At 56.9% G+C, this 20,621-nt stretch carries 17 protein-coding genes; 1 reads left to right on the forward strand and 16 read right to left on the reverse strand.

Annotation, left to right across the window (positions count from 1 at the left end; genetic code table 11):
* Window position 1: 1 nt before the first annotated feature.
* From FHW04_RS13440 to FHW04_RS13470, 7 genes are all read right to left on the reverse strand, one after another.
* Window positions 2–1,114, reverse strand: a complete 1,113-nt coding sequence (locus FHW04_RS13440) for a lactonase family protein (protein ID WP_089561224.1) — start codon at window positions 1,112–1,114, stop codon at window positions 2–4.
* A 201-nt stretch (window positions 1,115–1,315) separates the two neighbouring features.
* Window positions 1,316–2,725, reverse strand: a complete 1,410-nt coding sequence (locus FHW04_RS13445; protein ID WP_031377882.1) for an EmmdR/YeeO family multidrug/toxin efflux MATE transporter — start codon at window positions 2,723–2,725, stop codon at window positions 1,316–1,318.
* Window positions 2,726–2,843: 118 nt separating this feature from the next.
* A complete protein-coding gene (locus FHW04_RS13450; protein WP_031377883.1) occupies window positions 2,844–3,593 on the reverse strand; it encodes an ABC transporter ATP-binding protein in 750 nt (249 codons plus the stop codon).
* Entirely contained in the window at window positions 3,586–4,467 is an 882-nt protein-coding gene (locus FHW04_RS13455; RefSeq protein ID WP_089561223.1) for an ABC transporter ATP-binding protein, read from the reverse strand. Before FHW04_RS13455 ends, FHW04_RS13450 begins: the two co-directional genes overlap by 8 nt.
* Window positions 4,460–5,743 carry a high-affinity branched-chain amino acid ABC transporter permease LivM gene (gene livM, locus FHW04_RS13460; RefSeq protein WP_179420090.1) on the reverse strand — a complete coding sequence of 428 codons (1,284 nt, stop codon included), beginning with the start codon at window positions 5,741–5,743 and terminating at the stop codon, window positions 4,460–4,462. Before livM ends, FHW04_RS13455 begins: the two co-directional genes overlap by 8 nt.
* A gap of 10 nt (window positions 5,744–5,753) precedes the next feature.
* Entirely contained in the window at window positions 5,754–6,668 is a 915-nt protein-coding gene (locus FHW04_RS13465; RefSeq protein WP_046288247.1) for an ABC transporter permease subunit, read from the reverse strand.
* Between the two features lie 136 nt (window positions 6,669–6,804).
* Entirely contained in the window at window positions 6,805–7,920 is a 1,116-nt protein-coding gene (locus FHW04_RS13470; protein WP_031375104.1) for a branched-chain amino acid ABC transporter substrate-binding protein, read from the reverse strand.
* 340 nt (window positions 7,921–8,260) lie between these two features.
* On the opposite strand from FHW04_RS13470, the gene FHW04_RS13475 reads away from it, so the two are divergent.
* On the forward strand, window positions 8,261–9,715 hold the full coding sequence (locus FHW04_RS13475; protein ID WP_089561221.1) for an AMP nucleosidase: 1,455 nt from the start codon (window positions 8,261–8,263) through the stop codon (window positions 9,713–9,715).
* Between the two features lie 2,211 nt (window positions 9,716–11,926).
* Here FHW04_RS13475 and FHW04_RS13480 read toward each other — a convergent pair.
* From FHW04_RS13480 to FHW04_RS13520, 9 genes are all read right to left on the reverse strand, one after another.
* Window positions 11,927–13,009, reverse strand: a complete 1,083-nt coding sequence (locus FHW04_RS13480; protein WP_069729210.1) for an acyltransferase family protein — start codon at window positions 13,007–13,009, stop codon at window positions 11,927–11,929.
* A 476-nt stretch (window positions 13,010–13,485) separates the two neighbouring features.
* Window positions 13,486–14,238: an L-cystine ABC transporter ATP-binding protein TcyN gene (gene tcyN / locus FHW04_RS13485; RefSeq protein WP_031375101.1), complete on the reverse strand. Its 753-nt coding sequence runs from the start codon at window positions 14,236–14,238 to the stop codon at window positions 13,486–13,488.
* Window positions 14,235–14,903, reverse strand: a complete 669-nt coding sequence (gene tcyL, locus FHW04_RS13490; protein WP_031375100.1) for a cystine ABC transporter permease — start codon at window positions 14,901–14,903, stop codon at window positions 14,235–14,237. The genes tcyN and tcyL overlap by 4 nt, the downstream gene beginning before the upstream one ends.
* Entirely contained in the window at window positions 14,903–15,703 is an 801-nt protein-coding gene (tcyJ, locus tag FHW04_RS13495) for a cystine ABC transporter substrate-binding protein (RefSeq protein ID WP_031375099.1), read from the reverse strand. Before tcyJ ends, tcyL begins: the two co-directional genes overlap by 1 nt.
* A 111-nt stretch (window positions 15,704–15,814) precedes the next feature.
* Window positions 15,815–16,801: a D-cysteine desulfhydrase gene (locus FHW04_RS13500; RefSeq protein WP_031375098.1), complete on the reverse strand. Its 987-nt coding sequence runs from the start codon at window positions 16,799–16,801 to the stop codon at window positions 15,815–15,817.
* Window positions 16,802–16,999: 198 nt separating this feature from the next.
* Window positions 17,000–17,503 (reverse strand): flagella biosynthesis regulatory protein FliZ, encoded by a 504-nt coding sequence (gene fliZ / locus FHW04_RS13505; RefSeq protein WP_031375097.1) that lies wholly within the window; start codon window positions 17,501–17,503, stop codon window positions 17,000–17,002.
* Window positions 17,504–17,553: 50 nt separating this feature from the next.
* Complete coding sequence (locus FHW04_RS13510; protein ID WP_031375096.1) at window positions 17,554–18,276, reverse strand: RNA polymerase sigma factor FliA; 723 nt, start codon at window positions 18,274–18,276, stop codon at window positions 17,554–17,556.
* A gap of 145 nt (window positions 18,277–18,421) precedes the next feature.
* Complete coding sequence (locus tag FHW04_RS13515) at window positions 18,422–19,390, reverse strand: HNH endonuclease signature motif containing protein (RefSeq protein ID WP_069729209.1); 969 nt, start codon at window positions 19,388–19,390, stop codon at window positions 18,422–18,424.
* Between the two features lie 240 nt (window positions 19,391–19,630).
* Window positions 19,631–20,410 carry a glycosyltransferase family 25 protein gene (locus FHW04_RS13520; protein ID WP_089562465.1) on the reverse strand — a complete coding sequence of 260 codons (780 nt, stop codon included), beginning with the start codon at window positions 20,408–20,410 and terminating at the stop codon, window positions 19,631–19,633.
* Window positions 20,411–20,621 lie beyond the last annotated feature (211 nt).

Consider the following 20,621-nt stretch of genomic DNA (forward strand, 5'->3'; position numbering starts at 1 on the left):
TTTAGCCGGCAATTAAGGTGACCCAGTTAGCCCCTTTGCCGACGGGCGCTTCCGCCACCCGCCTGAGTTCGCCAGTGGCCGCATCGATGGCATAACTGCCGATCACCGCACTCTTCTCGCCGCTGGCAATCAGCCATTTTCCGCTGGCATCAATCGCAATACTGCGTGGCTGCTTTTCAACCCGCCAGCTGCCGATCAGCGTCAGTGCCCCGGACGCCGGATCGACCTGATAGCCGCTCACCGTGCTGGAAGTCCGCTCGGTGACATACAGAAACCGGCCGTCGGGCGTGATTTTAATGTCCGCTGCCCAGATGCGCGGCGTCGGATCGCTGTAGCCCGCCGGACGCTGTTCGCCATGCTGCAGGCCATATTTCCCGGCAACCGCATTCGGCCAGCGCTTCAGCTCACTCAGTGATCCATCGGCCGCGCGCCTGTACTGGGTAATGGTGCCGCTCATCTCAGCCAGGTTATACAGGAAGCGGTTATCCGGGGAGATCACCGAATGGCGCGCGCCGCTGTTTTTCTCGCCCTGAACATAGCCGGTACCGATTGGGGTGATAGCGCCATTGTCTGCGAAGCGATATTGCAGCACCCGATCGGCGCCGAGGTTACCGACGTAAAGCGAATGGTTGCTGACATCAGTGATCACCGAATGGGCATGCGGTCCGGTGTTAACCCGGCCGGTCACCTGCGGTGTCACCACGCCCTGCGCATCGATTCGGTTGCTGGTAACGATATCACTGTCATACGAGGCGGCGAGCAGGTAGTGCCCGCTTTTGTCGGTGGTGATCCACGGAAAACTGGCTTCAACCGGCGTTACCGCCAGCCGCTGCAGGTCGCCCTGCCGTGACATCACCCGCCAGCTGATGATCGAATAAGGCGGGCTGCGCAGCGCGCCATACAGCCGCTTGCCATCCGGGCTGGCAGCCAGCGGCATAATCTTTTTACCGGCTGGCGTATCGCCGCGCCACTGCAGGCTGCCGGTGGTGTCGTTGAGGTGATAGCGGGAAACGGTGCCGGAGTCGGCGTTCGAAACATAAACAAAGCTTGTCGCCCACAGCGGACTACTGCACAGCAGCGGCAGCAAGGCCAGCGCCGGTTTGAGACGGATCATAGGGTCACCTTTAGCATCGTTATTATTATCTGCTTCAGTCGGCAGGAGAGTAACGCTAACGGCGGAAATGCCGGCTGGCTTTGTGCAATTGACTGAAGATTGACTCAGAAGCCTGGAGATGTGACGGGGATGGGGTTTTTGACGATGGGGCAGCTCGCCGTAACGCCTTCCCCGGCTCAAGGGAAGGCGTTATCGGCTGCACTATCCTGATTTGGCGATCATCCGGCGGTAGTTATTCAGCCATTTGCCGCTGTTGAGTCGCCACCAGAAAAAGACGCCGCGTACCGTCCAGTCGAGAAACATCCCCAGCCAGACGCCGATGACGCCCATTCCCAGCTCAATGCCGAGCAGATAACCGGCCACCACGCGCGCGCCCCACATGCTGAACATCGAAACGTACATGGTGTAGCGTGCATCGCGCGCGCCCTTCAGACCGGCAGGCAGCACCCACGAGGCGGCCCACAGCGGCATAAACAGCGCGTTAAGCCAGATCAGCTGTTTCGTGACGTTAATCACTTCCGGATCGCTGGTGTAAAAGCGCGCCAGCAAACCGGCCAGCGGCACCGTCAGCAACGCCATCGCGGTCAGACAAATCGTCGCCAGCCAGAACACGTGCCGCACCTGCCGCTCCGCCTGAAACACCTGATTCTTACCCAGTCGGGTGCCGGTAATGATGGTCGACGACGAACCGAGCGCATTGCCCGGCAGGTTAATCAGTGAGGCGATGGAAAAGGCGATGAAGTTACCGGCGATCTCACTGGTACCCATTCCGGCGACGAACACCTGGGTCAGCAATTTCCCGCCGTTGAACAGCACCGACTCGATACTGGCAGGCACGCCGATGCCCAGTACCTCCATCAGAATGCTGCTGTTCCAGCGCCGGAAATAGCTCGACAGGGTAATCTTCAGCGAGGCGTTGAAGCCAATCATCAGCACGTAGATCACCGCAATCGCCCCGATATAGCGGGTGATGGTCAGCCCCAGTCCGGCCCCGATAAAGCCTAAGCCATCCCAGGAGAAGCAGCCGTAAATCAACACGCTACTGATGATGATGTTGAGGATGTTCATCCCGCCGTTAATCAGCATCGGAATTTTGGTATTGCCTGCACCCCGCAGCGCGCCGCTGCCGATCAGGGTAATGGCCGCCGCCGGATAGCTCCAGGCCGAGGTCTGCAGATAGCTCAGCGCCAGCTCTTTCACTTTGGGATCGGCGGCACCGGCTATCGCATCGATGATCAGATGCCCCCAGAACTCGATAGCGATGACCAGCACAAACGACAGCACCGTCATCATCCCCAGCGACTGTCGCGTGGCGGCACGGGCGCGTTTGCCGTTGCGTTTTGCCAGGCTGAACGCCACCACCACCGTGGTGCCGAGGTCGATGGCGGCAAAAAAGGAGATGATCACCATATTGAAGCTGTCTGCCAGGCCTACGCCCGCCATCGCCTCTTTCCCCAGCCAACTGACCAGGAAGGTGCTCAACACGCCCATCAGTAACACACAGGCGTTCTCGAAAAAGATAGGCACTGCTAATGGCGATATCTCACGCCAGTAGAGCGTGCGGTAAGCGCGACGTTTCGGATACCACGCCGTGCGCTTGATCGCCTGCATCACTGCTACGCCGGGATTTTGCAAAGGATTACCAAATCAGAAGAGTCGGGACAGGAGATCTAATGATGATAGTGGGCAGAGAAATATGCAAAGTCTTTCCTGCCCAAATTAATCATCGTTACAAACTTTTTATTCCGCCGACGGCAGGCGCTGCTGCGCCGCCCAGATAAGCACTACGAACCTCTTCATTGTTCAGCAGTTCTGCCCCGCTGCCGCTTAAGCGAATTTCGCCATTCACCATCACATAACCGCGATTGGCCAGCTTCAGCGCATGGCGCGCATTCTGCTCCACCAGAAACAGCGTCATCCCCTGCGCCGTCAGCTCGCGCAGAATAGTGAAGATTTGCTTAACCACAATCGGCGCCAGGCCGAGGCTGGGTTCGTCCAGCAGCAGCAGCGCTGGCCGGCTCATCAGCGCGCGGGCAATCGCCAGCATCTGCTGCTCACCGCCGGAGAGCGTCATCGCACGCTGCCGACGCCGCTCCAGCAGGCGCGGAAACAGGCTGTACATCCGCGCCAGATCCTCTTTCTGATAACGATTGCCGATGGCAATGGTGCCCATCTGCAAATTCTCCTCCACGGTCATGTCGGCGAAGATACGGCGTCCCTCCGGTGCCTGAGCGATGCCACTGGCTGCAATAAAATGGGTCGACTTCTGGCTGATCGGCTGACCGCGAAAATAGATTTCCCCGCTGGCGATGCGCGGCTGACCAAAAATCGACATCAGCAGGCTCGATTTACCCGCGCCGTTGGCCCCAATCAGCGCCACTGTCTCACCCGCATTGACCGTCAGCGAGACGCTTTTCAGCGCCTGTAACGGGCCATAAAACAGATCGACTGCCTCGAACTGCAACAGCGGCTCAGCCATGGTTTTGCTCCTCCTCGTCATCGCTGCCGAGATACGCAGCAATCACCCGTGGATCGTGGCGAATTTGCTGCGGCGTGCCCTCGGCAATAACTTCGCCGTGGTCCAGCACCACAATGTGATCGGAGATACTCATCACCATCGGCAAATCGTGCTCAATCAGCAGTACGCTGATGCGGTGATCGGCGCGCAGACGATGCAGAATGGCACTGAGCGCCTCGGTTTCCACCGGATTCAGCCCGGCTGCGGGCTCATCCAGACAGATCAATTCCGGCTGGGTACACATGGCTCGCGCAATTTCCAGTCGCCGCTGCTGGCCGTAAGAGAGCGTCCCGGCCAGCCGGTTGGCGCTGGTTGCCAGGTCCACCGTTTCCAGCCAGTAGAAAGCGCGATCGAGCGCGCGGTTTTCCGCTGCCCGGTAGCTGCGGGTATTGAACACCCCCGCCAGCAGGTTACGGTTCACCAGCATGTGCTGCGCCACCAGCAGGTTCTCAATCACCGACATCTCACGAAACAGCCGGATATTCTGGAAGGTGCGCGCCAGTCCGGCACGGTTAACCAGATGCGCACCGCCAAACATTTTGTACCAGAGGCGGGACCCGAGCTGAGCCGGATTAAGCCAGTCAGCGGCGTGAATTTTTTCACCCAGCACCTGAATCACATCGGTCGACCGCTGGTTGGCGTTGAGCTGTATTCGCCCCCCGCTGGCGCGATAAAAGCCGGTCAGACAGTTAAACACGGTAGTTTTACCGGCACCGTTCGGCCCGATTAAGGCGGTGACCGATCCGCGTTCAACCTTAAGGCTGACCTCGTTTAGCGCCCGGATACCGCCGAAGCGCATCATCAGCTTTTCGACCTGCAAAATGGCATCACTCATGGCGGGCTCCCTGACGCAGCGGGACACCGACCCGGCTGGTGCGCACCAGTCCACGCGGTCGCCAGATCATCATCAGCACCATCAGCATGCCAAACAGCAGCACGCGATATTCGGCAAAACTGCGCAGCAGTTCCGGTGCCACGGTCAGCACAAAGGCCGCCAGTACCACGCCCAGCGTCGATCCCATGCCACCCAGCACCACAATCGCCAGGATCAGCGCGGACTCAAAGAAGGTGAACGAAGTAGGATTGACGAATCCCTGATAGCTGGCGAAGAAGACGCCGGCGATACCGGCCGTCGATGCCCCCAGCATAAAGGCCGACAGCTTGACCAGCACGTGATTCAGCCCCATCGCCCGACAGGCGATCTCATCTTCACGTAACGCTTCCCAGGCCCGGCCGATCGGCATACGCGTCAGGCGATGCTTGATATACAGCACCAGCAGCACCACCAATACCAGCACCGTGTAGATGAAGATAAACTTCATGTTGGGGTTATAGCTAAGGTGGAAAAACTCGTGGAACGGCACGCCGCCTTCGCGCGCACGGCGGCCAAACTCCAGCCCGAGAAAGGTCGGTGCCGGCACCGATACGCCATTCGGTCCACCGGTAAACGACAGCCAGTTATTCAGCACCAGCCGGATAATCTCGCCAAAGCCAAGCGTCACAATGGCCAGGTAGTCGCCGTGCATTCGCAGTACCGGAAATCCCAGCAGCGCCCCGGCACAGGCCGCCATCAGCGCCGCAATCGGCAGCATGCTCCAGAATCCCAGTCCAAGATATTGATAGCCTAACGCCAGGCCATAAGCACCGATGGCATAAAACGCCACGTAACCCAGGTCCAGCAATCCGGCCAGTCCGACCACGATGTTCAGCCCGAGGCCGAGTAGCACATAAATCAGCCCGAGTATGGCCACCGTCAGCAGATATTTGGTTGAAAACAGCGGGAACAGACAGGCGGCGATCAGCAGCAGCGGGAGGATCCAGCGCAGCCGGGAGCGATAACCGGGTTCACGCACGTACACCCCGCCACCTTCGCCGTCAAACTTGCGCAGCAGTGCTTTACCACTGCGGGTTTGCAGAAACAGGCTGAACAGCAGGCGACCCGCCATCACAATGCCCACCAGCACCGCCACCCGCAGCGGTTGTATGCGGAACTGGTAGCCCTCCAGCACAATGCCAACGATCGGGCCAAATACCACCAGTGCGATTAACCCGGCCAGCACCGTTTCCCGCAGCGCCTCGGCCACATTCACTCCCTGATTGGTTTGATTCATCTCAGCGTCCTCACACTTTTGCCACCAGCGGGCGACCCAGTAATCCCTGCGGGCGGAAGATTAAGATCACCACCAGTAACGCGAAGGAGAACACATCTTTGTAATCGGAATTCACCAGCCCGGCGAACTGCGCCTCCGCCACGCCGAGCAGCAGGCCGCCCAGCATCGCGCCCGGCAGCGAACCGATACCACCCAGCACCGCCGCGGTGAACGCTTTGATGCCAATAATGAATCCGGCGTAAAAATCGAAGGTGCCGTAGTTCATCGTCACCAGCACGCCGGCCAGACCGGCCATCGACGCGCCAATCATAAACACCAGGGAAATAACCCGATCGGTATTAATCCCGAGGATCGCCGCCATCCGCCGATCCTGCTGCACCGCCCGACAAATGCGTCCCAGCCGGGTGTACTGGATAATCCAGGTCAGCAGCGCCATGCCGCAGGCCGCCGCCAGCAGGATGAATACTTTGGTCCAGGTAATCTGCACCACGCCGCTTGCCAGCTCCAGCCGCAATACGCCGCTCAGCAGCGTGGGCACGCCCTGCTGGTTGGGCCCCTGGCTGAGCTGCACATAGTTTTGCAGAATCAGTGACATGCCGATGGCGGAGATCAGCGGCGCCAGCCGGGTGGAGTTGCGCAACGGACGATAGGCGATGCGCTCAATGGTCCAGCCATAAACGGCGGTAATAACGATGGTGAACAGCAGCGTTCCGAAGATCAGCAGTGGAAAAGAGTGAATACCGAACGCGGAGAGCAGCGCCAGACCGATGGCGCACAGATAGGCGGACAGCATATAGACCTCGCCGTGGGCGAAGTTGATCATGCCGATAATGCCGTAAACCATGGTATAGCCAATGGCGATCAGGCCGTAAACTGCACCCAGCGTCAGGCCATTCACCATTTGCTGTAAAAAGAAGGCATCCATAGCAAAAGTCTCACTGCGGGAGCCCGTCGCACCGGCTCCGGAAAAGGTATGCCTGAGTGACGCGTTGCCGCGTCCCCCGGCTGTCGCCCGACTGTTTCAGGCTGTAATCGCGGGGGATTACAGCCTGGCGGTTTACTCAGAGCTGATGATATTTTCCTTTGTCATCCCACTGATACACCACGTAGTCAGAGACTTTTAAATCCCCTTTGCTATCCCAGGACTTTTTGCCCATCACGGTATCAACGCTATTGGCTTTGAGCCATTCGCTGGCTTTTTCGTTATCCTTGCCGGCGCCTTTGTAGGCAGCAGCAATCGCCTGAATCGAGGCATAGGCGTAAAGGGTATAGCCTTCAGGTTCGAAGCCGCCGGCACGGAATTTTTCAATCACCGCTTTGCCATCGGCAATCTGGCGTGGATCGTTGCCAAAGGTCATATAAACCCCTTTGGTGTATTGCGGCCCGCCAGCGGCGGTCACCATCTCTTCGGTCACGATGCAGTCACCGGAGAAGAAGTCCGCTTTCACTCCCTGCTCACGCATCTGACGCACCAGCGGCCCCGCTTCCGGGTGGCAACCGCCGAAGTAGACCACGTCGGGTTTTAACTGGCCGATTTTGGTCACCAGCGCGTTAAAATCTTTCTCGCCGCGCGATAAACCTTCATACATCGCCTCCTTGACGCCGCGTTTCTCCAGTGCGGCTTTGGTGGCATCTGCCAGCCCCTGGCCATAGGTATCTTTGTCGTGGATCACCACGACTTTCTTCGCCTTCAGTTTGTCGAGAATGAAATCCGCGGCAATCGCACCCTGCTGGTCATCACGTCCACACATGCGGAACAGAGTTTTCATGCCCCGCTCGGTAATTTTAGGATTGGTGGAGCCTGGCGTAATCGCCAGTACGCCTGCTTCGTCATACACCTCTGAGGCAGGCATAGTGGAGGAAGAACAGAAGTGACCGACCACCGCATTCACTTTGTCCTGATCCACCAGTCGGTTCGCGACTGACACCGCCTGCTTCGGTTCACAGGCATCATCGCCCTGAACCAGCACAATTTTCTCGCCGTTAATGCCGCCCGCCGCGTTGATATCCGCCGCAGCCTGCGAGGCACCTTTCCAGTACTGCGCACCATAGGTGGCATTCGGACCGGAGAAAGGTCCGGCGACGCCAATTTTAATATCGGCGTGTGCCGATAACGCGGTCATTAAACATCCGGCCATGACGAGCTTGATAGGGAACTTGATCACTTTCACAGACATGCGGTCATCCTCAACAGGGTTAAGAGCCAATGCCAATCAGGAGAAATCAGTTTCTGAACAGAGAGTGGAGAGTGGTATTACCGGGTGCGGCCAGCCGCGCCACGGAAGATTTAAGCAATAATCTCGCCATAAAACCTGCGGCTGTGAAAATAATCCGCACGGCGGGTGAAGGCGACCTGCCACGTTAGTGAGGGTCACCGATCACTAACAATAGAGCGACGCGGCCAACACACCAGCACCAGGTTGGTGCAAAATGCGGTCGATCACAGATTCTTCACCAATCTCTGCAACAAACCCGCTAAGCTTGGGCAAAACGCGGTAACAAATGGAAGGAGAAACCATGCCGACACAACGGAAAAACCTGACCAGCCAGCAAGCGCTGGATGAACTTGAGCGCCTGTATGAGGGCGCGGTCGATGCGCTGCGCACGGCAATCAAAGCCTTCACCGAGGATGGCTCGCTACCGGATGCGGCCGAACGCGCACAGGGATTGTTTGTTTACCCTGAGTTGCGTATTAGCTGGCACGGCGAAGGGCCTCAGCAGAACCGCACCCGTGCATGGGGACGTTTTACCCACACCGGCAGCTACAGCACTACCATTACCCGCCCTGCGCTGCTGCGGCACTATATTGCTGAACAACTGGCGATGCTGGAGAAAGAGTATCGGCTGGAGATCGAAGTCGGGCCTTCCAGCCAGGAGATCCCTTATCCTTATGTGATTGACGGTTCCGATCTGTCGCTGGATCGCACCATGAGCGCCGGTATCGCCCGTCACTTCCCGACCACCGAACTGTCGCAGATTGGCGATGAGACCGCCGATGGCCTGTTCCATGCCGACGCCCGCTTTCCACTGTCGCACTTCGACGCGCTGAGAACCGACTTCTCACTGGCCCGTCTGCGTCACTACACCGGCACTGCCGTCGATCATTTCCAGCCGTTTGTGCTGTTCACCAACTACACCCGGTATGTTGACGAGTTCGTGCGCTGGGCGATTGAGCAGGTACGCGATCCCAACACGCCGTATGACAGCCTGGCCTGCGCCGGTGACGTGGTGCTGACGGCCGATACCGCCAACAGCGAGTCGATGCTTTCCGACCTCGCCTGGAAGAAGCATCAGATGCCCGCCTGGCATCTCACCTCGCCTGACCGCCGCGGCATTACGCTGATCAATATCGGCGTCGGCCCGTCGAATGCCAAAACCATCTGCGATCATCTGGCAGTGATGCGCCCGCACGCATGGCTGATGATTGGTCACTGTGGTGGCTTGCGCGAGAGCCAGCGGATTGGTGACTATGTGCTGGCGCACGCTTATCTGCGCGACGATCACGTTCTCGACAGCGTGCTGCCGCCGGATATCCCGGTGCCGAGCATTGCGGAAGTGCAGCGCGCCTTGTATGACGCCACCAAGACGGTGAGCGGCATGCCGGGTGAAGAGGTAAAACAGCGCCTGCGTACCGGCACCGTCGTCACCACCGACGACCGCAACTGGGAGTTGCGCTATTCAGCCTCGGCACTGCGCTTCAACCTGAGTCGCGCGGTGGCGGTCGATATGGAGAGCGCCACCATCGCGGCGCAGGGTTATCGCTTCCGCGTTCCTTACGGCACCCTGCTCTGCGTCTCGGATAAGCCACTGCACGGTGAGATTAAGCTGCCGGGCCAGGCGAATCGTTTCTATGAAGGTGCTATTTCGGAGCATCTGCAGATCGGTATTCACGCGGTTGAGTTGCTGCGTGCCGAAGGCGATAAGCTGCATTCGCGTAAATTGCGGACGTTTAATGAGCCGCCTTTCCGGTAGGGGTTTGAGGTTCGCTGCGCGAACGAGGCTGGGAAGGTTTCGTTCGCTGGCCGGTGAGGTTTTGGGGTTCGCTGCGCGAACGGGGGCTGAGAGGGTTTCGTTCGCCGGCTGGTGAGGTTTTGAGGTTCGCTGCGCGAACGGGGCTGAGAGGGTTTCGTTCGCCGGCTGGTGAGGTTTTGAGGTTCGCTGCGCGAACGGGGCTGAGAGGGTTTCGTTCGCTGGCTGGCTGCGGGCTGGGGTTCGCTGCGCGAACGGGCTATGAGCAGGTTTCGTTCGCCAGCCGGTGAGGTTTTGAGGTTCGCTGCGCGAACGGGGCTGAGAGGGTTTCGTTCGCTGGCTGGCTGTGGCAGTTTCAGTTTCGCCGCTGCCGGCGACCGACAAGGGGCCGCCAGTCGCCGCGCCCCCTTGACCCCGGGCTCCGGCCTGCTTCACCGCCGCTTCGCGGTCCCTTCGCCTCTTCCGGATTTCTCACGGACCGGCGGGACGCGCCATCCCTGGCACGATCCCGACTCTTCGCGACCTCCCTGTCGCTCGTCCTGAAATCCCTCATCGGCTCAGCGGTTCTGACGGCCTCCTAACTTCTCGCTGTTATCTCTTTTTTTCTTTGTTTGGTGCTTCGTCGCTGTGATGAGTGAGTAACATTACTTTCAGCGTTTTTCTGCGTTCAGGACCGTTAGCCGTCAGAAAAGGAAAGTATCCATACAGCCACCAGATGTAATCCCTGCCATCAGACAACACTTATCCTGCCAGAATTTAAGAAACCACAGACGGGTTTGCCAAAGGTGTTCACTGCGCGAGCGGGCTGTGAGCAGATGTCGTTCGCCGGCTGGCTGCGGGCTGGGGTTCGCTGCGCGAACGGGCTATGAGCAGGTTTCGTTCGCCAGCCGGCTGTGGCAGTTTCAGCTTCGCCGCTGCCGGCGACCGACAAGAGGGCGCCAGTCGCCGCGCCCCCTTGACCCCGGGCTCCGGCCTGCTTCACCGCCGTTTCGCGGTCCCTTCGCCTCTTCCGGATTTCTACCGGACCGTCGGGACGCGCCATCCCTGGCACGAACCCGCCTCTTCGCGACCTCCCTGTCGCTCGTCCTGAAATCCCTCATCGGCTCAGCGGTTCTGACGGCCTCCTAACTTCTCGCTGTTATTTCTTTTTTTATGTCGGGTACTTTATCGCTGTCGGTTTTTGGGATTGCCTCTGGCTTTCGGCTCAGCAGACAGAATGTTATTTAACCCACCCGCTGTTATCTATTCTTTTTATGTTGGGTATTTTATCGCTGTGGATTTTTGGGATTGTCTTTTCTATCGGGTCGGCAGACAGCGCGGCTTTGTAAATCGCAGCGGTTGTTTCGTCTTTTTCAAGTTGGGTTCGTCATCCCGATAAGTATTGAGGTTTGTCTTTGCAACGGGCCATCAGACAGCACGGCAACAGCGAAATGAAAAGATAATTACAGACGGGGGTTTTACCAGAGGCGTCCGCAGCGCTGAGGAATGAGCGGAGGCCAGGAGAGCCGACAGGAAGTCGGCGAAAGGACGGATCGCGCCAGGGAAGGCGCGTCCGGCCGGTCCGTCGGCCGCAGGGAGTGACGAAGGAACCGCGCGCAGCGTGGCGCGCAGGCCGCCGGACGCCGGGATTGTTAAGGGGCGGGCGTCCGCCCCTTGACGCGACCGCCTGCTCAGGCAATCTGAAACTCCCCATCGCCTGGCGGGCGAAACCTGCTCAATGTCAGCCTGCTGCAAAGCTAACCTTATCAATCTTCCCCCGCTTTCAGCGGCCTGAACCCAGCCAGTCAGGGCTAAAAACTCACCGGCAGGGTTTCACCAGAGGCGTCCGCAGCGCTGAGGAACAACCGGAGGCCAGGAGAGCCGACAGGAAGTCGGCGAAAGGACGGATCGCGCCACGGATGGCGCGTCCGGCCGGTCCGTCGGCCGCAGGGAGTGACGAAGGAACCGCGCGCAGCGTGGCGCGCAGGCCGCCGGACGCCGGGATTGTGAAGGGGCGGGCGTCCGCCCCTTGACGCGACCGCCTGCTCAGGCAATCTGAAACTCCCCATCGCCTGGCGGGCGTAAGCTCACTCAATGTCAGCCCGCAGCAAGCGCAACATTACTCAATGTCAGCCCGCCGCCAGGCGTAACCCGCTCACTGTCAGCCCGCAGCAAACGTAACCCGCCCATACCGAGGGCGACTACCCTGCCCCGGCAGCCCGCGGCTAAGCGCATTCACGAAACCTCACTGGCTCGCTCCCGCTTCATCAGCGTCGGAAATATAAACAGCGACTGTCCCAATCCGCGGTTGGTCAGCGACCAGAGCGCCACCGAGCAGAGCGAACAGATCCCGACAATCGCCACCGGATAGAAACAGGCCCAGAGGAACGAAAACCACGCCTGATTAAACAGATGGTGACGCTGGGCAAACAGAATCGCTGACATGCCGAAAAACTCAATGAAAATGCGGTGTATCACATAAATCTGCAACGTATTGCGGCCGATCCAGTTCATATAGCGCATGCTGAAATGCTGATTCAGCCAGCGACAGGCCGCGATACTGAACAGCACCGCCAGAATGCACATGAACAGGCTCTTATCCAGCCCGAAAATAACGTGAATGCCCGCCAGCGCCGCCAGTACGGCCCACGGCATCAGGTTTTCACGCCGCCATTCGCTGAGGCGCAGCATAGTCTGACTCCAGAAAGCGCCCAGCAGGAAGAACAGGAAATATTGCGCCAGGCTTTGTGGTCCCCAGTAGGGAATAATTTTCTCCACCGCCAGATAGTTCAGCACAATCGCCGCCACCATCAGCACCAGTTTATATTGGCGAAAAACTTTGGCGCAGAGGAAATAGAGACCAAGCCCGTACAGATACCATGAGGTGCTCATGGCCATAAACGTTAGCTTAAGAAATTCTAATAGCGACCCCGCATAGGCTGCATTCAGATTCTGGGAAATACGCTGACCGGTAATTTCGGTGGAGATGCCGAGAATCGACCACCACTGAATAAAGCCCCACAAAATATAGAGATAAAAGAGATTGGTGATCCGGCTGGTAAATACCTGCTTCCATGGTCGATTAATAATACCGTTGGTCGCCAGCAGGCCTGAAACAAAGAAAAACGCCGGCATACGTAACGGTGACAGGACCGTATTAAACTGCACCCATATTTCAGCGGGTAGCCATCCGGCAGAAAGATATTTCAGCGTCCCTTCAAAACCCGGCAGCACCGTGTGGTACAGGACCACCAGTAATATACAGGCCCCTTTCAGGGTATTCACCCACATTATTTGCTCTGGCTTGGTGTTGTTCATTCAATGACTCCTGCTGTGTAGGTCAGAATGCTGAAAAGTAAAAGCGAGGAAATCAGTATTGCTTTTATGGTTATCCAGCGATTATTCGTCATTGAACCGGTGGTGAATATAGCGAAAGTCTTAAAAAATGCGGCGTGGTCCTGATGCTACAGTTATTTACCGAGCTGAACGTTTCCTTACACTTATCAATAAATAGCCAGGCAGCGGCTTTATTTACCCTTATTGCGGTGAAAAAGATAATATTACTGGAGAGTCACCACGGTTTAAATAAGAGAAAGTGGCAACTCTAAAAGCCATGTAATAAACGATGAACAGAAAAGTTTTGTCAGATGTGCCAAAAGGTTTAACGGAGATTTAAAAATATATGATAGCGATGACTTTCAGCGCGAATAACCCCTTAGCAGCAGGGTTATTTTACGGAAAAACAGCGTTATTTAAACGGGTTAACGCAGCCTTCCCGAAGGAAGGCTGCGGCGTTACTGACTCAGAAATTTGTCGAGGAACTGACGGGTTCGCGGTTGTTGCGGGTTACTGAACAACGCTTTCGCCTCGCCCTGCTCCACAATGCGGCCCTGGTCCATAAAAATAGCGCGGTCAGCCACGTCGCGAGCAAAGCTCATCTCATGCGTGACGATAACCATGGTGCGTTTCTCTTCGGCCAGGGCGCGGATGGTGTTAAGCACCTCGCCAACCAGTTCCGGATCCAGCGCCGAGGTCGGTTCATCAAAAAGAATCACCTCCGGCCGCATCGCCAGCGCCCGGGCGATGGCCACCCGCTGCTGCTGACCGCCTGACAAACGGCGCGGGTAACTCTGCTCTTTGCCATGCAGTCCGACTTTCTCCAGCAACTCACGGGCACGTGCCACCGCGTCCGCTTTGGCTTCGCGCTTGACGATTACCGGCCCTTCAATAATGTTCTCCATCACCGAACGGTGGGGAAACAGATTGAAGTTCTGGAAGACAAAGCCAACCTGCTGGCGCAGACGACGCACCTGCTCTTTCTGTTTACTCTGCGCCAGCGCCGCATCAACGGTAATATCCCCCACCCGGATGGTGCCGCTGTCCGGCACTTCCAGCAGGTTGATACTGCGCAGCAGCGTGGTTTTACCCGAACCGCTGGGACCGATAATCGCCACCACTTCGCCTGCCGCTACGTCGAGATCGATGCCATGCAGCACCGTCTGGCCATTGAAGGATTTCACCAGTTTTCTGACTTCGATGGCACTCATTTCGACTCCTGATCCTGACGATTAACATGCTGCTCCAGCCGGTTCTGCAGGGCGGACAGCACCGTCGCCATCACCCAGTAAATCAGCGAGGCAGCCAGATACATGGTGAACACTTCCAGCGTACGCGAGGTGATCAGCTGCGCCTGACGGAACAGCTCCGGCACCTGGATGGTCGCCGCCAGCGAGGTATCTTTTACCAGACTGATAAAGCTGTTACCCAGCGGCGGCAGCGCGGTCCGTGCCGCCTGCGGCAGTATCACCCGGCGCAGTGTTTGCCAGCGCGTCATGCCAATACTGGCCGCCGCTTCCCACTGGCCGCGCTCAATCGCAGAGATTGCGCCACGCAGTGATTCCGACGCATAAGCCGCGGTATTCAGCGACAGGCCAATCATGGCGGAGGGAATCGGATCCAGCTCGATACCAAACTGCGGTAAGCCGTAGTAGATCATAAACAGCTGGGCGATCAGCGGCGTACCGCGGAAGATCGAAACGTAGATCCGCGACAGCCAGCTAACCGGCCAGAAGCGTGACAGCCGCATCAGTGCCAGAATGAACCCCAGCACCAGGCCGAAGAACATTCCGCCGATGCTGAGTTGCAGCGTAAACAGCGCGCCTTTTAATAAAAAAGGTGCTGAATCCAGCACCAGTTGAAGACTTTCCTGCATTATTTAGTCACGTCCGCGCCAAACCATTTTTCAGACAGCTTGCTCAGTGAGCCATCTTTCTGCATCTCTGCAATAGCCTGATCAATCGCTTTCAGCAGATCGTCATTGCCTTTACGCACCGCCACGCCAGACTCCTGACGGGAGAAAGCGTTGCCTGCTACGGCCATGGTATCGCCGGTTTTCTTCACCAGATCCAGTGCTGCCAGGCGGTCCACCAGAATGGCGTTCAGACGGCCAGAACGCAGATCCTGATATTTGGTCGGGTCATCATCATAGGTACGGACATCAACGCCCTTCACGTTCTCACGCAACCACTGTTCGTAGTTGGTACCCAGACCGACGCCGACCTTTTTACCTGCCAGATCCTCAGGTTTGGTGATGCTACCGGCGTTGGCTTTCATGGTCAGCGCCTGAATGCCCGAGATGGTATACGGCGTAGAGAAGTCATACTTCTTCTTGCGCTCGTCAGAGATGGTGACCTGGTTAATCACCACATCAATCCGTTTCGCATCCAGCGAGGCCAGCATGCCGTCCCACTTGGTTGGTTTCAGGCTGGCCTTAACGCCCATGTGCTGCGCCAGTTGTTGCGCGAACTCCGCTTCAAAGCCGGTCAGCTTGCCGTTCTCATCCTGGAAGCTGAACGGCGGATAGGTACCTTCCAGTCCCACCAGCAGCGTGCCGCGCTCTTTAATTTTATTCAGCAGATTTTCAGCTGCGAAGGTTTTAACGTTGACGCCCGCGACCAGCGCCACGGCCATCACGCCCATCACCAACTGGCGACGTACAAGAGAAAAGGTCATATTCACCCCATTATTGATTGTGTTGTGTGTATTTTATAACGGCAACGCCGCTACATTGCTACCGGTCCATCGTGATAACGGCAAGATTATAAACTGTTTTTTTTGCTTGTCTCAGACCGAAGGATGATAAGCAAATAACGCCGGCGCGCCGCCAGTATGAATAAACAGCAGCGGGCCTTCCCGGCGGAAACGGTTCTGGCTGATGCCATCCAGCAACCCCGCCATCGCCTTACCGGTATAGACCGGATCCAGCAGAATGCCTTCCAGCTGCGCCAGCAGTTTCACCGCCGCCATGCCCTCGTCGTTCGGTTCACCGTAGCGTGGTGCATAATACTCATCCCACAGCGTAATCGGCGCGGTAGCGGGCACTTCAAGCTGGGCTGCCAGTGGCTGGCGCAGACGCTCAACCAGCGGCAACTGAGCCTCAGCCTGACGGGAAACGGTCACCCCCACCAGCTCGGTATCCGGTAACAACTGTTCAAGGCCAACCGCCAGCCCGGCATGGGTGCCGGCGCTGCCAGAGGCGACGATAACGGCGGCAAAATCCACCACCTCTTCGCTCTGATGGGCAATCTCCTGCGCGCAGCCGACATAGCCTAACGCACCCAGCGTATTCGAGCCGCCGACCGGCACGATATAAGGCCGGAAACCCTGCGCCTCAAGCCGTGTTGCCTGTTCCGCCAGCTGCTCCGCCGGACGATCCAACGCATCAACCATAATCACCTCGGCGTCCATCAGATCCAGCAGCAGCCGGTTACCGTTGCTCAGGTAGTTTTCTGCATGGGTGCCGATTGGGTTTTCCAGCAGGGCAACGCATTTAAGACCCAGACGGGCCGCGACGGCTGCGGTCTGGCGCACATGGTTGGACTGAATCGCTCCGGCAGTCAGCAGCACATCGGCCCCTTCGCGCAGCGCGTCGGCCGCCAGATACTCCAGCTTACGCAGCTTGTTGCCGCCCATCGCCACCGGCGTGACATCATCGCGCTTGATGAAAATATCGCGGCCGAGATAGTCGGAGAGTCGTGGCAGATGCTCTAACGGGGTTGGCGCGCCCAGCAGTTCAAGGCGGGGAAACTGGTGTAAAAGATGTAAAGACAATGCTGCCTCCATTCGGGCATTGGAAATTATCCTTACAGTGTTGCAGAAGATGCGAAAAGGATCACCCTGATTCAGGTGGCGGGAGATGCGGTGATGGGCAAAACAGGCGTGCTCCCCCGTCCCGCCCTTTTCAGCAGCGTGAAAATGGCGGGGACGTACCGGCGGTACGCGGGGGAGCAATGGGTGCGCAGCGGAGCGTTAGCCCTGTTGCCACCCTAAGAACTGATCGTATTTGCGCAGCGCAATACGGTAATTATTATTGCCCGCATCCGGCAGGTCGCTTTCCAGACATTGATGCCAGCTATTGCCCTGCAGCCGATCGGCCGGGAAATTTTTCGCTTTCAGCATGTCGTCCAGCCGACGCAGCCGCACCACGTATTCCCGTATGGTGCTGGGGCTCATCTCTGTCTGTTCGAACAAATACTGTTTGAACGCCATAATGTCGAAGTAATTAGGATGGGTATTACAAAAAATATCGCTACAAAAGCGACAGAGCGCAGTCAGTTCTGGCTGAAGTTTCAGCCACAGTTGCTCATCAATCATCTGGTCCATCCGAGCGATGGCCTCTTTATTGATGATCTGGCCACGAAAAACGAGCGCCATTCGATCTAATACCTTGCCACAGTGTGAACAGTTGCTCTGGCTGTGTTTATAGTCTTTAAGATAACGACTTAACGGTCTGGCCTTGGTCTTGGCTCCCATTGCTGAGTCCCCGGTTTCTTATATTTTTGAATCGCCAGGAACTGATACTGCTAGCGCGCTCCCGTAAGTCGGGCCCGCAGACGTTTAATCGCCTGACTGTGCAGCTGGCTGACACGGGATTCCCCCACATCAAGCACCGCGCCAATCTCTTTCAGGTTCAGTTCTTCCTGGTAGTACAGTGTCAGCACCATCTTTTCACGATCGGGTAACGCTTCGATCGCTTCGATGACGCGCTCACGCAGACTCCCTTCCATCAACTGATGAAGCGGGTTGGCCTCTTCATGCCCTTCCGTCACCAGTTCCGCACTGTCGCCATGTTCTTCCCGATACTCGTCGTAGGAAAAGAGCTGACTATTGTTGGTGTCCAGCAGGATCTGCCGGTACTCCTCCATCGAAACATTCAACTGCTGCGCGACTTCCTGCTCGGAGGCAGCACGACCCAGCGTCTGTTCCACCTTATGCATTGCGCCGGCCACCTCGCGCGCGTTACGACGAACGCTGCGTGGTGCCCAGTCCCGGCTGCGAAGCTCATCCAGCATTGCGCCACGAATACGCTGCACGGCATAGGTGGTAAAGGCTGTTCCCTGTAGCGCGTCATAGCGCTCCACGGCATTTAACAGACCGATACCTCCGGCTTGCAGCAAATCGTCCAGCTCAACGCTGGCTGGCAGACGAACCTGCAGGCGCAGCGCTTCATGGCGCACCAGCGGCACGTAGCGCTGCCAGAGCGAATGCTTGTCCATCACGCCTTCGGCGGTATAGAGATCGTTCACGTTGACTACCCTGCGTTAATGAAGTTATCGGCATGATTATCCAATTCTGTAGGGTTATTGATTGGGGGAATAGGCGGGGTAAAACGAGGTTATTTCATTTTTGTTATGTCAGGGGAGCCGATCCTTCGGTCCCCCTTCACATTGGCTAGCGTCGCGCCCGCAGCCGTTGGCGCGTCGCGGGTGGCACCGCCGACCACAGGCTACAGATACGGCCATTTAGCTCCTGATAATAAGGGCTTATGTTGGTCTGCGCTTCGTCGCTGGGGTGTATCTGGATCTGTCCCGACTCACCATCAATGCTTATCAGTCGGTTGAGGAAAAGCCGTTGCAGATCGCTACGCAGGAATAAGCCGTTGTCGACGCTGTTATCCGCCAGCCCCCCTTCATCATTCTCCTGCGTATCGATATGACAGGCTTCTACCCACGGCCAGTTGTGCCGATCGGTCAGCCGGGTGCCGGTCATCACGCAGGCGCCGTAGCGCGCTTTGACGCCGGCGCTGAACTCGGCCTGGCTGGCGCGCTGCAGTACTCTTGCCTTCACCCGCCGTCCCACTTCGGTGCCCGGCATCACTGCGGCAGGCACCTTGTGCTGCGGCGTACTCAGCACCACGATGAACTGAATGCGGCGTGACTGAGGAAAACAGGGATTAGCCTGCGGGTTGAACAGCTGCCAGTAAGCTTCTTCCTCATCCTGGTGCATCAGTACCAGTTTGTAGCCGCGGCTGTTGAGCAGGTTCTGGGCGGTAGCAGAATGGGGATCGATCATCGCGAACACCTGACTGCTGCCCATCACCTTCCACAGATTATCGCGTTTCTCTTTCTCGCTACGGCGGAAATAGAGGAAAGAGAGGTTTTGCTTCAGGTAGTGCTCAAAGCGGCGCAGGTAATTTTTACGTTCATTATCATTGGCGATGAACAGCAGATCCTCCAGCGGACTGTTGCTCTCTTCCTGCGCAAACACCGCACGGATTTTCAGGGTGCGAAAGCTGGTTGATGGGCTGAGCAGCGCGCGCGCCGTCAGCTCCTTCTCCTCAGGATATTGCTGGGCATAGCGCAGCGCGATCTCCTCAAAGGTCAGCCGCTCACCCGGTAACAAGTCATAATTGAAGCGCATAGACACTCCACAAAATAAGGAAAATGGATCAAAAGTGATGTTGTTCTGCAAGGAGTTATCGGCAGGCTGGAGGGGAACTGTAACCGGGGGGTGAATAAGCGCAGCGCAGTGTCTTTTTTGCTGACATTGCGCCGGCTCTGCTGTCAGGGATCTCAGCAACTGTGCCGGCATGGCTACCCCGTGGCACGGGGGGTTAATTCTGCTGGAAAGCTATGCCTGCACCTCTGAATACCGGGTGTGTTACTGGCCCGACTCTTTTAGCCCGGCTTTGACATCAACAATCGGGTTCAGAAGCGGTACCACCGCCCGGCGATAACGCTGACGGATTTTTGCGCTGAGTGGCCGTTTCGCCATTATGCTGGTCCAGATCGCCCGTTTTTGTCTGTTGTGATTGTCAACATCATCAAACTGCTGAATGGTGGTATGTTGCGCCACGTCATGCAGTAACACCGGCGCAGGATAGACAGCCAATAACCGGAATGCGCCATGCTCCTCGAACAGACACCATTTATCAGCTGCCATCCAGACCGGGTAAAGCAGCTTCAGCAGTCGTCTGGCGGCTTCGAGATTAATCACATAGGCATGAGAGGTAGTGGCACTGTATACCGGATAAAGACCGGTGGTTGGCGTTATTTGCGCGACAACCTTATTAACAAATTTATTAACCTGCGATAACAGCACCACCACAGGCTTATCTACAGGAAGTTGCATTGCAGGGCTGGATAAGACTTCAGGTAACTGTTCGGTTAATAACGCGTCGTCTTCCAGAATCAATGCCTGCGCAATATTCTCATCAACTATTTTTTGGTAAATTTTCAGATGACTCAACGCACAGCCTATTTCACCCGGTTTAAAAGCATAGTTGACCGAGCGGGTATGCTGAGAAATTTCCTTTTGGCTCAGCTGCTTACCATTTACGGCAGGAATAAACTGATAGGGAATTCCTGCAGTTTCACATTGTTTAGCAATCGTTGCGCGCCGTTCAGTTGAAGAATCGAGATTGATAATGAAAGTGTGCATGTAGATTCATTTCATCCAGGTAACAAAATATTTCCATGAATGAAATGATACCTTTTTCTTCATCATAAACTCAAATCAAAAGCGCAACACGGGCTGCACACCCAGGTGATAACCATGGGTTAAAGTTTGTCTTGTTTACTTTTAAACACTGCCTGGCAGAAACGGCTCATCGCGCTGTGGCTGAAAAAGTAACGAATGCTTAGCGCTGACT

This window comes from Pantoea sp. AN62, from assembly GCF_050432985.1.
In the GTDB taxonomy this organism is placed as follows: Bacteria; Pseudomonadota; Gammaproteobacteria; order Enterobacterales; family Enterobacteriaceae; genus Pantoea; species Pantoea brenneri.